Origin of the sequence: Leifsonia sp. TF02-11, from assembly GCF_017565305.1 — a bacterium.
In the GTDB taxonomy this organism is placed as follows: Bacteria; Actinomycetota; Actinomycetes; order Actinomycetales; family Microbacteriaceae; genus Leifsonia.
This window is the reverse complement of record NZ_JAGEKP010000013.1, coordinates 1-14,030: the sequence shown is the minus strand read 5'-3', so window position 1 is coordinate 14,030 and position 14,030 is coordinate 1. Positions and strand designations below refer to the sequence as shown.

The following is a 14,030-nucleotide window of genomic DNA, read 5'->3' as shown; positions in this document are numbered from 1 at the left end:
GTACCAGAACTAACACGCACAATTTTAGATTCCTGGTGCTTGCTCTGTGCTGCCTTGTCCGGAGACCCGGCCGCACGCGGGCCGGACCTCCGGAGTAGCGCACGCTACGCGGGCGGCGTGAGCCTTTCCGCCTCGGCTCGGCCCTGGGCGTAGCCGGCGCGGGCGGACGGCGGGCGGGTGGCGAGGTCCATCTGGTTCGTCCCCATCGCCTCCCGTGAGGCCGCATCGGGTGTGATCACGACGACCCGGCTCCCCTGTGCGCGCAGGGCCTCGACCTGGTCGTCCAGACCGTAGCCCGGGAAGCGTCGGATGCCCTCGAACTGTCCGGGGCGCTGCCAGTCGGGGCCGCCGAACGGCGAGAGCACGATCACGGTCGCGTAGCCGGCCGCGAGGTCCGCGTTCTCGGCGGAGCGGACACCGCCGTTGATGTAGTGCACGCCGTCGACGATGTGGGTCGCTGTGCCGCCGGGGAGGGCCGTGCTCGCCGTGACGGCGTCGGCCAGGTCGACCCCGGAGTCGCGGTCGAAGGCGACCAGTTCGCCGGTGTGCGCGTTGAGCGCCGCCACGAGCAGGGGGCGCTCCGGCCAGTCCTGGCTCGGGAGGCGGGAGGCGACGAGCGCCCGCCGCTGGTCCGCACCGGGGCGCAGCAGCGCGTCGCTCTCGAGGGCGAACGCGCCGAGTGCTCTGTGCAGTTCCTCTGCCGAGCCGGCGGCGTCGCCGATGGCGCGCAGTCGGTCGAAGAGCTCCTGCTGCGGGATGGCCGGCGGCCGCTGAGCGGGGCCGGGCGCGGCGGCGCCGGCACCGGCCGGCCGCGCGGGCACCACCAGGGCGGCGGCGTACAGCTCCGCGGCCGACATCCCGCTGCGCACGCTCGCGCCCGCGGTGGAGCCGGCGGAGGTGCCGACGACCAGGTCGGCGAGCTCGGTCAGGTCGTAGCCGGCGTCGGCCAGGCCGGCGATGACGCCCAGCTGCCAGGCGTTGCCGGCGGCGCCACCGCCGCCCAGGACGAGAGCGACGTCGTGCGAAGAGTATGGTTCGGTGTTCTGGTTCATTTTCGTGATCCTTAGAAGAGGTGCTGGGCACCCGCGGATCGACGACGGAAGCGCTAGTGGCTTCGGCGCGAAGGGGCGAGTACCCGACTGTTGATGGAAATCGGACTCACCTCCTCAGCTGGCGCGCTGGACCAGCGCGTACGGACGAACCCTTGAACGATAGTCGCCGGCGCGATCGACCGCAAACAGCGGTGTCACGACGTCTGCGCCGGCGCGTGCTCGAGCCCGAGTCCCTGCTGGCCGTAGGTGCTGAGCACCTCGCCGATCACCACGCGGTACGGGCCGATCCACCGCTCGTGGAGGCGCTTCGCCTCCCGGTGGGTGTCCATCCCGATCAACTGGCGGAGGGCCTCCAGGCTGTCCCAGTAGTAGACCTCCGAGTGCAGACCGGTCTCCGGGTTCTCCCACGCCTCCTCGCCGAGGAAGCCGGGGATGCTGCGGGCGCGCTCGGCGATCTCGTCGTTGAGGCGGTGGAACTCATCGTCGTACGGCTTCGTCGCGAAGATGAAGGTGGACGTGTAGGTCGTGCCGGTTCCGCTCATGCGAGCAGCATACGGATGCCGCTCAGCCGAAGACCAGGTACGTGCCCGGTTTGCCCGTCTCCCTGAGCTCGAAACGGAGGGCGAGGTCGGTCCGCGCGAGGAGGTCGACCTGCTGCCCGAACTGCTCGTTGGTGACGAAGACCGCGCGTTCGAAGCCCCAGTCGTCGCGCAACCACGCGCGCAGCGCGTCGAGCAGGGTCGCGTCGAGACCGGCATCCAGCTGGGACAGGCGCACCCAGAAGTACGCGGCGGCGTCGACGTCCTGCCACGCATCGCCGCCCAGAGGCGTGACCTCCGACTTCACCAGGAAGGTCGCGGCCGTCGGGAAGAGGTAGACGCACCCGAGGCAGACGGTGTCGTCCGGGTCGCGCACGGTGAAGGTGAACGTGCGGTGCTCTGCGTGCCGCTGCTGGAGGCCGACGAGGTCGGAACGGTTCGCCTCCACCGTGAAGTCGTCGGCCGGCCACTCCGACTGCTCCCAAAGGCGCAGCAGCTCCCGCGTCTCCATCACCGCCGCGTGGTCGTCGGCCGCGTCGTCGGCGCGGATCGGGCGGAGCACGAAGCGGTCACCGCTCAGCCTGTCCGGGACCGGATCGGCCGGATCGCGGAAGGACACGGCGGTCAGTCCTCGGCGGCGGGCGAGCGCGGGATCGACAGCTGGTCGAGCTGCCGCTCGTGCACCGACCGCACGAACTCCCAGCCCCCGCGCGGCGCTTCCACGCGTGCGTCGTGCGGCTCGAAGCCCTCCGCGAGCGCCTCGACGTACGCACGGTCGCGGGCGAGCCGATCGCGCAGCGCGCTCGCGTCGCCGACGGAGCCGTGGCCGGGGATGACGACCGTCGCCTCCCCCGCCTGCGCCTCCAGCAGCAGGAGCGCCGCGAGGTAGTCACCGAGCGGATCGGGCGCACCGGCCAGGTCGAGCATCGGGACAAACACATCGGACAGCATGTCGCCCGCGACGAGCACGCCTGCGCCGTCGATCAGGAGCGCTGCGTGGCCGGGCGCGTGCGCACGATGCTCGAGGATGTGCACGGTCGGCCCGTCCCACGGGATCCGGTCGGCGCCGTCGGGGAGCCCCGCGATGTCGTCGCCGAGCCCGTCGAGGCGCACATCGTCGGGGATTCCGAACCGCTTCGCATCGATCCCGTTCGCCAGCCGTCGCCGGGCGGTGTCCGCGGCGAGCGCGGTCGCCCAGTGGTCCGCTGCTCCCAGCGCCGGGTGCCAGAGCAGGTGGTCCCAGTGCGGGTGCGTCGCGAACCCTGCCACCACGGTGTGCCCCGCGCTCTGGAGGTCGTCGGCGAGACAGTCGATCTCACTCTCGTGGATGCCCGGGTCGACGACGAGCGCCCCCGCCTCCCCCACGACGATCACCGCGTTGGTCTGACACCACTCGCTCGTGTGGACGAGCACTCCCTCAGCCACTTCCCTCAGCACGCCCCCAACCTACTCCGAGCCGGTCCCCTCACCGCCTCTCCCCTCCCCAGACCGGGCCTGCCGAGCCCAGCGCCCCCGCTGGTACGGTGAGCGCGTGACCGACGGCGCAGAGATGGTCCTGATCGAGGGCGGAACGTTCCGCATGGGCTCGGCCGAGTTCTACCCCGACGAGCAGCCTGTCGTGGAGCGGGAGGTCGCCTCGTTCCGCATCGACCGCTACCAGGTCACGAACGAGGACTACGCGCGCTTCGTCGCCGACACCGGGTACGTCACGGTCGCCGAGCGCCCGATGGCCGCCGCCGACTATCCCGGCGTCGCGGCGGAGGACCTCGTGCCCGGCGCCATGGTCTTCACCCCGACCTCCGGGCCGGTCGACCTGGGCGACTGGCGCAACTGGTGGCGCTGGCAGCCCGGTGCGTTCTGGCGGGCGCCGTTCGGCCCCGGCTCCACGGTCGACGACCGGATGCGGCATCCCGTCGTGCACATCGCCTTCGAGGACGCCACGGCGTACGCGGCCTGGGCGGGCAAGCGGCTGCTGACGGAGGCCGAGCACGAGTTCGCGTCCCGCGGAGGCGTCGACGGCGCCCGGTTCGCGTGGGGCGACGAGCCGTACCCCGGCGGCGTTCCGCAGGCCAACTCGTGGCTGGGACGCTTCCCCTACGACAACCAGGGCGTCGGCGGCACCGCACCGGTCGGGTCGTACCCGGCGAACGGCTTCGGGGTCTTCGACCTGATCGGCAACGTCTGGGAGTGGACGACCGACTACTACACGCCCCGTCACGTGCGCCTGAGCGACCATCCCGTCGACGCGGGCAAGCGGCAGAACCTGCTCGCAACCGCGAGCGCGCACGAGGGCGAGACCATCCCGCGGCGGGTGCTCAAGGGCGGCTCGTTCCTGTGCTCGCCCGAGTACTGCCTGCGGTTCCGCCCGGCCGCACGATCGCCGCAGGCGGAGGACACCGGGATGTCACACATCGGGTTCCGCTGCGCCGTCGACGCGTGACGGGCGCTTGGCTCAGAACAGCGCCGCGATCCAGCGGCCGACGAAGTCCACGCCGATGACCAAAAGCACCACGACGAGCAGGGCCGTGCCGTGGTCGCTCAGCCAGGTCTGCAGCCGGCGCAGCGGCGCCTCAGCCCGATCGGGCGCGACGATTGCCGCGCCGACCGGGATGGTCACCGAGCTGGTGCTCAGCACGACGAAGACCACGACCACCACCAGCTGAGCCGCGGCCGCGAGCCCGCCGGTCGCGATGTCGACGCCGACCGCCGCCGCGACCGCCAGGTGCAGCGGGCTGACGATCGAGACGGCGAGACCGAGACCGAGCGCCGACATCGGCGTCAATCGCCCGATCATCCGCGTGAGCCGGGGCGGTCGCGGCTCCGACCCGGGTCGTGGACGCGCGCGCCAGGCCAGGGCGGCGGACCCGAACATCACGAGCGCGACGAGCGCGTCGAGGAACCACGCGTCGCCCTTCAGCGACGGCAGCTGGATCGCCCCGATGGCCGCGCCGAAGATCGTGAACACCGCGATGTACAGGGCGATCCCCACCACCCAGCCCACCGCGTACGCGCCGGGAACCGCACGGGCGCGCCCGGAGAGGAGGAGGGCGGTCGCGGCCATTACCCGCGTCGGGCTGAACCACACGACGAGCGCGAGCGGGAGGATGGCGCCGACGACCGCGAGCATCCCGGTTGGCTTCCTGCCCGGGGCCGCCGCCTACGCGGAGGCGACGCGCAGCCCGTTTCCGCGGCTCGCGCGCTGCCCCTCGACGATGAACAGCACACCGGTCGCGAGCTGGAGCACCTGCGACAGAATCAGTGCGTCGATCCAGATCGTGATGAAGTCCAGCGACGGGACCTGGCTCGCGAGGAGGGCGAGCACGGTGGTGACGCCGAGGGCGGCGAGCGACCAACGCGCAAGACCGCGGACCACGCCGGCGCGGAAGACCACGACCGCGGCGACGGCGAGCGCGACCAGCGACAGCAGGACGAGCCCCCAGATGAGCGTGGCCCAGACGGCCAGCACCTCTCGGCCCGCACCGATGCCCGGGGCCGACACCGGGAGATACCCGGTCGAGGCCACGTGCGTGACCCCGAAGAGGATGAGCGCGGACTTCCCGACCACCGACGACCCCGCGATGCCGGTCTCGCCGCCGAGGCCGACGGCCAGCACGATGAACCCCGCGATCAGCAGGACGGCCGAGATACCGCCGAGGACAGGCTGAGCGGAGTACATCCACGATACGTCGATCGAGGGGAACACGAACCCGGCGGACGACAGCAGCGGGAACACCGTCGCGAGCGCGACCGCGGCACCTCCCCAGGTCAACGTCCAGCGCGACGACCGGTCGGGCGTGTTCGTGTCCTGTGCATCCCCCATCCGGACAGACTGGCCGGTCGGCGAGCGGTTGCGCAAGGACTTTTCGCCGAATCGTGCCAGGATCGGGTGGACGTCGACACGGGGGGGAAACGTGATGCGGACGATGAGGACGGCGACGGTCGAGACCGGGGAGCTCTCGCGGCTGCCCGCCGGGCCGATCCTGGTGCGGCTGCGCCGCCTGCTGCTCACGACCGCGGGAGCCGCCGCAGCGTATTCGCTCCTGAGCACGGGGAGCGTCGGGACGTGCACCGACTCGCCCGACGCGGGCGGCTCCGGCACGACCCAGGTCACCTGCGCGAACCTCGTCATGCACCCGAGCTGGATCGTCTACGCCGCGTTCGCCGTCATCCTGTTCGTCGCGATCGGCCGGGTCGCCCGCCAGTCCTCGACGGTCGCCGACGCACTCCGCATCCTCGACCGCACCGCCATCGTCATCGGCGTGCTCGCCGTGACCGCCGGCCTCATCGGGATGGCGTGGATGCTCCTCGTCCCGCACGAGTCGCTGACCAGCGGGGGCACGGTGATCTTCCCGTTCCCGTTCAGCTCGCCGGAACTGACCATCACGCACAACCCGTGAGGGCGGAGGCGAGCCCGTCGAGCCGCCGACGGCCGTGGCTGCTCGCACTGCTGCTGGTGGGCGCGCACATCGCCGTGGCCGCACTCCTAGTGATGGTCGCCCTGACGGTGTCGCTCGCGGTCGGCGGCCCTGAGATCGGCCGTGACGAGCTCTCCCGCCTGGGTGCGGCGCCGCGGCTGGCTGTGGCGGGCGCCGTGGTCCCCGTGATCATCGCGGCGACGGCCGCGTTCGTCGTCGCCCTGAGCGCGCGCCCGCAGAACGCCTGGAAGGCTCCGGCGATCGGCATGGTCGCGAGCGTCGCGCTGTGCGCGATCGCTCTGGCCTTCCTCCACGCGCCTGCGCCGGTCGCGGGAGGCTGACCTTCCGCGACTGAGTACGATGCACCCCATGGCCATCAGACTCGACAACGTCGGCATCGCGGTGCGCGACCTCGAAGCGACGATCTCCTTCTTCACCGACCTCGGTCTGGAGGTGGTCGGCCGCGACACGGTCAGCGGCGAGTGGACGGACACCGCGGTCGGCCTCGACGGCAACCACGCGAAGATCGCGCTGCTGCAGACGCCGGACGGGCACGGGAAGCTGGAGCTGTTCGAGTACCTCCACCCCGACGCGATCGAGACAGAGCCCACCCTCCCGAACCAGATCGGCATGCACCGGGTCGCGTTCGCGGTGGACGACATCGACGCCGCCCTGGCGATCGCCGCGTCGCACGGCTGCTATCCGCTGCGCGGCGTCGCGAACTACCAGGACGTCTACAAGCTGACCTATCTGCGCGGGCCGAGCGGCATCCTGGTGATGCTCGCGGAGGAGCTGCAGCGGGATTGACCGCTAGTTCTCCTCCCGCACCGGCGCCCGCCCGTCGATGCCCACCGCAACCGCGAACGCGTGGGCGGCGGCGTCCAGGGACTCGTCGCGCAGGAAGCGCGGGACCACGGGGCCGAACCGCATGAGGTGGACACTGATCCGTCCGTGGGCGGCGCCGTCGCGGCAGATCAGGTCGAGCGTCGGGACGATCCGGGCTCCCGCCTGCGCCGAGCCGATCTCCACCCGTTCGATCACGGCCGCGGGAAACTCCGCTACGGCGTGCGGACGGCGCCACCCCCGCACGAATCGCACGGCCCCGCGGTCCGCGACCAGCGCCATGTACGAACTGGCGACGAGCTTCGTCCGCGCGCCGGTCGACTCGCGCGCGAACGCGTCGACGCCCGAAACCAGGACCGGGTCGGTCGGGACCGTCGCGATGAATGCGCCGGGGTAGGTGTCGCCGAGTCGGCGGGTCCGCCTGCGGTCGAGCACCGCGTAGAGCCGGAACAACCCGAACGCGAGCAGCAGGACGCCGACGACGATGAGCGCCAGCATCGAGAGGATGTCGAGCCAGTCGAGGCCCTCGTCGTGTGCCACCAGCACCCGGCCGACGAGGCCCAGCAGAGACAGGGCGAGCAGGAACCCGTAGCCGATCGCCGCTGCGGCCGAGATCCGTCGGCTTCGTGTCCCCGTCACGTCGCCATCCTGTCAGAGGCGCCCTCCGTTCCTCACGGATCTGAGAGCACTCGCACGATGGCTCACGCCTCCGCCGCAGCCCTGATGATGGCGGCAGCGCGGTCGGCCCGCGGGATGAACGCGGTGTGCGATCCGTCGATGTGCTCGGTGGTCGCGCCCATCCGCTTCGCCCAGGCCTCCTCGGCCTGCGGCGAGATGGAGTTGTCGTGGTCGGAGACCAGGAACCAGCTCGGGATCTCATGCCAACCGGCGCCCGTCGCCTGCTCGGTCAGGGCAGCGACCGCCAGCGGGCGCTGGGTGGCATACATGAGCGCGGCGGCGGCGTCAGACGAGTCGGCGCAGAAGACCTCCTGGAACCGCCCCTTCTTCACGTAGAGCTCGGGGCCGCCGGGCGCCCCCACCGCCTCGTACGGGGTGGGCTCGTTCTCGGTCGCCAGCAGCGGCGCCGGGTACGGCTGCTGCGCGCTCACCGCGCTCTCCCCTACGTCGAGCCCGAAGGCGGCGAGGAACACGAGCGCCTTCACGTTGCTCAGCCCCGCGGATGCCTGGCCGATGACCGCACCGCCGTAGGAGTGGCCGACGAGCACGACGGGCCCGTCGATGGCGGCGACGACGCGGCGGACCGATTCGCCGTCGTTCAGCAGGCCGCGGAGCGGGTTCGGCGGCGCGACGACCGTGTAGCCGGATCCTTCGAGCTCGGCGATCACCCCGGCGAAGCCGGAGGCATCGGCGAAGGCGCCGTGGACGAGAACGATGGTGGGCAGTTCAGGCATGAGTCTCTCCTCGAGTCGGTGATGGTTTCGGGAGGCCGCCCGAAACGACGACGGCACGGCGAGATCATGAGACGCCCCCTGCCGCTGTGGCAAGGGGCGTCACCAGGAGTTCGTCGACTGGCCCGCCTGCGCAATCCGCAGGCGGACCGGCGCTCACCGACCGACGGCCGTGCGCAGGATCGCGGCGATCCGCTCCTCGTCCGCAGCCGTCATGCTGGTGACCGCGTAGCCGACCGGCCACAGGCCGCCGTCGTCGAGCTGCGCGGCCTGCTGGAACTCGATCGTCGCGTAGCGGATCTTGAACTTGGATCCCGGCTTGAACGCGACGACGATCTTGCCGTCGGCGTCGGCGTAGGCCGGCATGCCGTACCAGGTCTTCGCCGCCAGGGAGGTGTTCTCGGCGACCAGCCGGTGGAACGCCTCCGCGAACTCCCGGTCGCTGCCGGTCATCGCGGCGATCGCCTCGTCGCACGCCGCCGCGGCGTCCGCTCCCGCCTGCGCCGCCTTCTTCTCGGCGACAGCGGCCTTGATCGCGGCCTTCTCTTCTTTGCTGAACGTGGTGTCGGTCATGGTTTTCGTTCCCCTCTCGGACCTGACCCCAACCTAGGCGTGGATCCCGGTGGGCCGCTTCTCCGTTCCTGCTCTCTTCCAAAACTGACACACGGTGTCGAAAACCCTAGCCAGGAGGCGGGCACGAGGATCACACTGTGCTCACCCGGCACATCCGTCGCGGTCGGCGACGGAGACGTGGCCGGCGCCAGAGGGAGGTATGCCGTCACCATGCACCCGTCCATCCACCACGCCCCGCATCTCGAGGAGACCTCGCCGGTGCCCTACCTGCGGCACGGTCAGCTCATCTCGCTCATCCACTGGAACCGCGTCGCCGGCGACTGGAAGTACACGACCCTCCTGGCCGAGTACGCCGGCCGCGACGACAAGCACTGGCAGGTGATCGCCCACGGCCAGCCGATGACGCTCGACCGCGCCGACTGGTCGATCTTCAACTGAGGGGACGCGCGCGGACTCAGCGGGCCGCGAGCAGCGGTCGCACCGAGGCGTAGGCGTCGCCCACGTCCCGGGTGGAGGCGTCGTAGACGCGCGCGATCCGGCTGGCGCCGTCGTAGCGGGGCCAGCCAGGGTCGCCTGCCGAGACGAACGCGACGGCCGCGCCGTGCACCTCGTCGGCGAGCTCCTGCGGAGGGTTGGGACCCGCCAGCGGCTCCATCGCGGGGCCGTCCAGGCAGTCGAAGAAGAACGGCACGTCGAGGCAGTGCTCGGCGAAGCCGAAATGCCCGGACGGCCACGCGAACCGGTACACCCAGGTCGGCGCGGCGCCGCGGTCGGCGGCCACCGTCAGCACCGCGACGCGGAACATCCGGTCGGTCAGCACCCGGCCGGCCAGCCGGGGCTTGCCGTGGGCGACGACGTCCGCGTTGGCGGCGAGGTAGGCCTTCCGTGCGCTCTTCGGCACACCGAGCTTGCCGAGCAGGATGCCCTTCGGCACCAGCGCGAGAGTCCTGCCCGCGTCGGCCATCGCCATCGTGAACTCGTCGTCGGTCGCGCCGAGCACGAGCGGCTTGTCGGCGCCGACGCCGCTCCGCAGCGATTCCGGCGTCGAGCGCGCGAGCAGGTCTCCGTCGATCGTTGGACCGAGCGGGAGCCCGCCCTCCACGACCTCGTTCAATGCGTCCGGTCCGAGCTCCGTCGCCTTCTTCTGCAGTTCGAGGACCCGCTCCTCGGCGACCGTCGCCCAACCGGCGCGGGTCGGCTCGACCCCGGCCGTCGCGGCGAGCGCCCGCCCGAACGCCTCCGACTTCTCCGGCGTCACATCGGCGAGCGCTCCGGAGATCGCGTACACGGCGCGGAACAGGTGCTGCGCCTTGGCCATGCCGAGCAGGGTCAGCACGGCGCCGCCGCCGGCGGACTGACCGGCGATCGTGACCTGCGCGGGGTCGCCGCCGAACGCCGCGATGTTCTGCTGCACCCACTCCAGCGCGAGCAGCCAGTCGCGCACGCCGCGGTTGGACGGTGCGTCCTCGATCCAGCCGAAGCCGTCGAAGCCGAGCCGGTACGAGATGGTGACCGTCACGATCCCGTCGCGGTTGAAGTTTCGGCCGTCGTACCACGGGCTCGCCGGGGAGCCGGCGAAGTAGCCGCCGCCGTGGATGTACACGAGCACGGGGAGGCCGGCGCCGGCCTCGGCCCGCTCCGGGCTCGGGGTGTGCACGTTGACGTTGAGGGTCGACTCCCCCGGGATGCTCGGCTCGGGGATGAGGGTCACGCCGGGGTCGCCGCGCTGAGCGGTGGCACCGAAGGCCGCGGCGTCGAGCACGCCCTCCCACGGGGCCTTCGGCACGGGTGCGGCGAAGCGCAGCTCGCCGACCGGCGCCTCGGCGAACGGGATGCCGAGGAACGCCGCGGAGCGCAGGGCGCCGCGCGGGCCGGACCCGGGGGCCGTGGTGTCTTTCCAGCGACCGCGCACGGTTCCCGCGAGCGTCTGCACCTCGGGGTGCGGGCCGCCCGCGACCTCGGTCTTCGCGTCGCCCGCGATCCCGGCGGGGGATGTCTGCATGTTCTCCATCAGGCGACCTCCGCCATCACGTTGCCACTGTGCCTGCCGTCGACCGCGTCCTCATCGAGGGGGAGCCAGTCGACGATCTTCTTGATGAACGCGTCCCAGAATAGCCAGTCGTGTCCGCCCGGCCCTTCCTCGTAGTGGTGCTCGACGGCGTTGCGCTCGAGGAAGCGGTGGAAGTCCTGCGTGCGGGTCAGCACGAAGTCGTCGACGCCGCTGGCCAGGAAGATCCCGGGGATGTCCGCACCGGACTCCTTCAGGCGCGCGATGAGCCCCTTGTAGTCGCGGTCGCTGCCGAGCACGTCGGCGGGGTCGCCCAAGGCGCGTTCGAGCATCCGCCGGTTGCCGGGCATCAGGGCGTCCAGGCTCTCCAGCTGCGGCTCGTCGTAGCCGGGCACCAGGTCGCCCAGCAGCAGCCCGGGCGAGAGCACGCCGATCCGGCTGAAGGTGTCGGAGAAGCGCAGCCCGTTGACCAGGGCGCCGTAGCCGCCCATCGACAGGCCCGCGATGAAGGTGTCGTCGCGCCGGTACGAGAGCGGGAACGTCCTCCGGGTGAAGTCCACGAGCTCCTCGCCCACGAACCGCCCGTAGTTGCCGGCCATCGGCGACCCCTCGAGGTCGTCGATCCACCAGCGGTTGTCGCCGGACGGCATGATCACCGCGAGGTTCTTCTCCTGCGCCCACATCTGGATGCGCGTGCCGCCCAGCCAGTCCGTGTAGTTGCCGAGACCGCCGTGCAGCAGGTAGAGCGTCTTCAGCCCCTCGGTGGATGCACCGCTCTTCTCCTCCTGCCCGGTGGAGAACAGCGACTTGTCGGTCGGGATGATCGCGTTGAACGTGACGGTGCGCTCGAGGGTCTTCGCGTAGAAGTTCACTTCGGCGAGTGCCATGGTCTGCCTTCCTCTGTGTCGGTCTGCTCGGTGCCGGTCTGCTCCGTGCCGGTCTGCTGTGCTGTCACTTGACGCCCTTGATCGGCGCGGTGGCCACCGCGCCGAGCACGGCGAAGACGATCGCGAACACGAACAGCACGGGGTAGCCGCCGAGCGAGCCGATGATGATCGCCGCGATCGGCGCGCTCAGCGCCTGCGGGATGTTGGTCGCGACGTTGAGGATGCCGAGGTCCTTGCCCGCGGCGCCGCCCTCGTTGGGCAGCACCTCGGTCATCAGCGCCGCGTCGACCGACATGTAGAGGCCGAAGCCGATGCCGTTGATGACGCTCATGGCGATCATGCCGGTCAGGTCGGGCATGATCAGCGGCATCGCCAGTCCGATCGCCATGACCACGGTCGCGACGTAGATGAAGACCTTGCGGCGGCCCGCCCTGTCGCTCCACCATCCCGCGACGACGATCGCGATGAGGGTCGGGACGAAGGCCACCAGGGTCAGGGTGATGACCGCCCCCGTCGCCGCCTCCAGCGAGAGCTTGATGTAGTCGGTGAGGATGTAGAGCTGGTAGGTCGCGACGACGAAGTAGCCGAGGATCAGCAGGAAGCGCGCGGTGAAGGCCCAGAAGAAGTCCGGGTGTTTGCGCGGGTTGATCCAGAAGCCCGCGAAGAACGCTCCCCAGCGGAAGGGCTCGACGGCGGCGTCCTTCGACGACCAGTCACGGTTGATCAGCACGAACAGCAGCGTCACAACGATGACGGCGCCGCCGAAGACCGCGTAGCCGACGCCGACCTGCTTGGCGAAAGCACCGGCGACCATGACGCCGATCGTCATGCCGAGCTGCGTGCCGAGGCCGATCATGGCGCTCGCGCCGCCGCGCTTGGAGCGCGGGAAGCGGTCGGCGGTGATCGTCGTGAGCGGCGCCTGCAGGAAGTTCAGGGCGACCTGGATGACGACCCAGAACACCGTGATCCAGAGCAGGTCGGTCAGCGAGCCGAGCCCGAACAGGAAGATGCCGCCGACGATCGCGCCGACGACCATCCACGGTGCGCGCCGGCCGAAGCGCGACCGCGTACGGTCGCTGAACGCGCCGGCGAGGGGCTGCGCGAACAGGGTGAACACGAAGGAGGTCGTGGTCACGATGGCGAGGTTGCCGACCTTGTGCGCCGGGTCGAGCAGGGCGACCTGCACGGGCAGCAGGATCGCGATGAGTCCGCCGTAGGTGGCGAACAGGGTGAGCGCGGCGGCGAGCAGGCTGGGCAGCAGGCGCTTGGTGGCGGGCGGGCTCGCCGCGGGCTGGCCGACGGCGGGCTGCTGCGAACTGATGAAGCCGGTCGGCGCGACCTCGGCGGCAGGATCGGGAGGGGTCATGGTCATGGGGGGCTCCTCATTGAGCGGGACAGATGCTGTGCGGAGATCCGAATACCAAACATTGTTTGGTTTCTGAACCGCTCCGATTGTCGCAGCTAAAGCCGAACGCTGCAAGGGTTTCGAGCCCGAAAGCCGCATCCCGTTCGTGTTTGATCGCCTATCCTGGATCGCATGGCCAAACGTGGCGCGTACGCGAAGGGCGTCGTCAAGCGCGAGGAGATCTTGGAGGCCGCCCTCGAGATCATCGGCGAGCGCGGTTTTCGCAGCGCCTCCGTACGCGAGATCGCCGACGCCGTCGGCCTCAGCCCCGCGGGCCTCCTGCACTACTTCGGCTCCAAGGAGCAGCTCTTCGTGGAGATCCTCCGCGCGCGCGACGAGCACGACTCCCGACAGTTCCCCGGCGCCGGCTTCGAGGAGTCGCTGGTCGAGATCATCCGGCACAACGCCCAGGTGCCCGGGCTCGTCGAGCTCTACACGCGGCTGGCCGCCGAGGCCGGCGACGCCGAGCACCCCGCACGCGCCTTCTTCCTCGACCGCACCGCCTCCGTGCACGCGGCGGCCCGGGAGGCCTTCATCGCGGAACAGCGCGCGGGCCACATCCGCTCCGACCTCGACCCCGAGTGGATCATCCGCGCCGGTCACGCCCTCGCCGACGGCCTCCAGAACGCCTGGATCCTGGACCCCACCATCGACATGGCCGCCGACGTCGAACGCTTCTTCACCCTCCTGCGCCCCTGAGCCCCTGCGGGCCGCGAGATTCGTCACGAATGTCACTTTTCGTGCCACGAATGTCGACATTCGTGACGAATCTCCGGTGGTGCCGGTCAGTTGGCGGTGACGGCGTACGTCACGGCCACGCCGGGGGTGCCGACGGCGACGGTGTACTTCGCGTTCGTGTACACGGCCTTGTTGTCGGTGGCTCCGGGCTGAACGGTGTA

At 70.8% G+C, this 14,030-nt stretch carries 18 protein-coding genes; 6 read left to right on the top strand and 12 right to left on the bottom strand.

Annotation, left to right across the window (positions count from 1 at the left end):
* Window positions 1-104: 104 nt before the first annotated feature.
* The 4 genes from JNB50_RS15775 to JNB50_RS15760 all read right to left on the bottom strand — a co-directional run bounded on the left by JNB50_RS15775 (window position 105) and on the right by JNB50_RS15760 (window position 3,028).
* Complete coding sequence (locus JNB50_RS15775) at window positions 105-1,052, bottom strand: patatin-like phospholipase family protein (protein WP_208041140.1); 948 nt, start codon at window positions 1,050-1,052, stop codon at window positions 105-107.
* A 194-nt stretch (window positions 1,053-1,246) separates the two neighbouring features.
* Window positions 1,247-1,594: an antibiotic biosynthesis monooxygenase gene (locus JNB50_RS15770; RefSeq protein WP_208041139.1), complete on the bottom strand. Its 348-nt coding sequence runs from the start codon at window positions 1,592-1,594 to the stop codon at window positions 1,247-1,249.
* Between the two features lie 22 nt (window positions 1,595-1,616).
* Window positions 1,617-2,210 (bottom strand): N-acetyltransferase, encoded by a 594-nt coding sequence (locus tag JNB50_RS15765; RefSeq protein ID WP_208041138.1) that lies wholly within the window; start codon window positions 2,208-2,210, stop codon window positions 1,617-1,619.
* A 5-nt stretch (window positions 2,211-2,215) separates the two neighbouring features.
* Window positions 2,216-3,028, bottom strand: a complete 813-nt coding sequence (locus JNB50_RS15760; protein ID WP_208041137.1) for an MBL fold metallo-hydrolase — start codon at window positions 3,026-3,028, stop codon at window positions 2,216-2,218.
* 112 nt (window positions 3,029-3,140) lie between these two features.
* On the opposite strand from JNB50_RS15760, the gene JNB50_RS15755 reads away from it, so the two are divergent.
* Complete coding sequence (locus JNB50_RS15755) at window positions 3,141-4,031, top strand: formylglycine-generating enzyme family protein (protein WP_208041341.1); 891 nt, start codon at window positions 3,141-3,143, stop codon at window positions 4,029-4,031.
* A 12-nt stretch (window positions 4,032-4,043) separates the two neighbouring features.
* Here the strand turns inward: JNB50_RS15755 and JNB50_RS15750 are convergent, their stop codons facing one another.
* Entirely contained in the window at window positions 4,044-4,718 is a 675-nt protein-coding gene (locus JNB50_RS15750; RefSeq protein ID WP_208041136.1) for a GAP family protein, read from the bottom strand.
* Between the two features lie 30 nt (window positions 4,719-4,748).
* The gene (locus tag JNB50_RS15745; RefSeq protein ID WP_208041135.1) at window positions 4,749-5,411 is read right to left on the bottom strand and encodes a hypothetical protein; all 663 of its coding nucleotides are present in this window, start codon (window positions 5,409-5,411) and stop codon (window positions 4,749-4,751) included.
* A gap of 103 nt (window positions 5,412-5,514) precedes the next feature.
* Between JNB50_RS15745 and JNB50_RS15740 the strand changes: the two genes are divergently transcribed.
* From JNB50_RS15740 to JNB50_RS15730, 3 genes are read left to right on the top strand one after another with little or no spacing between them, the layout of a single operon-like run.
* Window positions 5,515-5,988: a hypothetical protein gene (locus JNB50_RS15740; RefSeq protein WP_208041134.1), complete on the top strand. Its 474-nt coding sequence runs from the start codon at window positions 5,515-5,517 to the stop codon at window positions 5,986-5,988.
* Window positions 5,985-6,347: a hypothetical protein gene (locus JNB50_RS15735; protein ID WP_208041133.1), complete on the top strand. Its 363-nt coding sequence runs from the start codon at window positions 5,985-5,987 to the stop codon at window positions 6,345-6,347. The genes JNB50_RS15740 and JNB50_RS15735 overlap by 4 nt, the downstream gene beginning before the upstream one ends.
* A gap of 28 nt (window positions 6,348-6,375) precedes the next feature.
* Entirely contained in the window at window positions 6,376-6,813 is a 438-nt protein-coding gene (locus tag JNB50_RS15730; protein WP_208041132.1) for a VOC family protein, read from the top strand.
* A gap of 3 nt (window positions 6,814-6,816) precedes the next feature.
* On the opposite strand, the gene JNB50_RS15725 is transcribed toward JNB50_RS15730, so the two are convergent.
* The 3 genes from JNB50_RS15725 to JNB50_RS15715 form a co-directional block, all read right to left on the bottom strand.
* Window positions 6,817-7,488 (bottom strand): hypothetical protein, encoded by a 672-nt coding sequence (locus tag JNB50_RS15725; RefSeq protein WP_208041131.1) that lies wholly within the window; start codon window positions 7,486-7,488, stop codon window positions 6,817-6,819.
* 62 nt (window positions 7,489-7,550) lie between these two features.
* Window positions 7,551-8,261: an alpha/beta hydrolase gene (locus tag JNB50_RS15720; protein ID WP_208041130.1), complete on the bottom strand. Its 711-nt coding sequence runs from the start codon at window positions 8,259-8,261 to the stop codon at window positions 7,551-7,553.
* Window positions 8,262-8,414: 153 nt separating this feature from the next.
* Complete coding sequence (locus JNB50_RS15715; protein WP_208041129.1) at window positions 8,415-8,831, bottom strand: hypothetical protein; 417 nt, start codon at window positions 8,829-8,831, stop codon at window positions 8,415-8,417.
* A 177-nt stretch (window positions 8,832-9,008) separates the two neighbouring features.
* Between JNB50_RS15715 and JNB50_RS15710 the strand changes: the two genes are divergently transcribed.
* Complete coding sequence (locus JNB50_RS15710) at window positions 9,009-9,269, top strand: hypothetical protein (RefSeq protein ID WP_208041128.1); 261 nt, start codon at window positions 9,009-9,011, stop codon at window positions 9,267-9,269.
* Window positions 9,270-9,285: 16 nt separating this feature from the next.
* Here the strand turns inward: JNB50_RS15710 and JNB50_RS15705 are convergent, their stop codons facing one another.
* The 3 genes from JNB50_RS15705 to JNB50_RS15695 form a co-directional block, all read right to left on the bottom strand.
* Window positions 9,286-10,833, bottom strand: a complete 1,548-nt coding sequence (locus JNB50_RS15705) for a carboxylesterase/lipase family protein (protein WP_208041127.1) — start codon at window positions 10,831-10,833, stop codon at window positions 9,286-9,288.
* Between the two features lie 8 nt (window positions 10,834-10,841).
* Window positions 10,842-11,726 (bottom strand): alpha/beta hydrolase family protein, encoded by an 885-nt coding sequence (locus tag JNB50_RS15700; protein ID WP_208041126.1) that lies wholly within the window; start codon window positions 11,724-11,726, stop codon window positions 10,842-10,844.
* A 64-nt stretch (window positions 11,727-11,790) separates the two neighbouring features.
* On the bottom strand, window positions 11,791-13,098 hold the full coding sequence (locus tag JNB50_RS15695) for an MFS transporter (RefSeq protein ID WP_208041125.1): 1,308 nt from the start codon (window positions 13,096-13,098) through the stop codon (window positions 11,791-11,793).
* Between the two features lie 165 nt (window positions 13,099-13,263).
* On the opposite strand from JNB50_RS15695, the gene JNB50_RS15690 reads away from it, so the two are divergent.
* Complete coding sequence (locus JNB50_RS15690) at window positions 13,264-13,830, top strand: TetR/AcrR family transcriptional regulator (protein ID WP_208041124.1); 567 nt, start codon at window positions 13,264-13,266, stop codon at window positions 13,828-13,830.
* The last annotated feature ends 200 nt before the right edge of the window (window positions 13,831-14,030 follow it).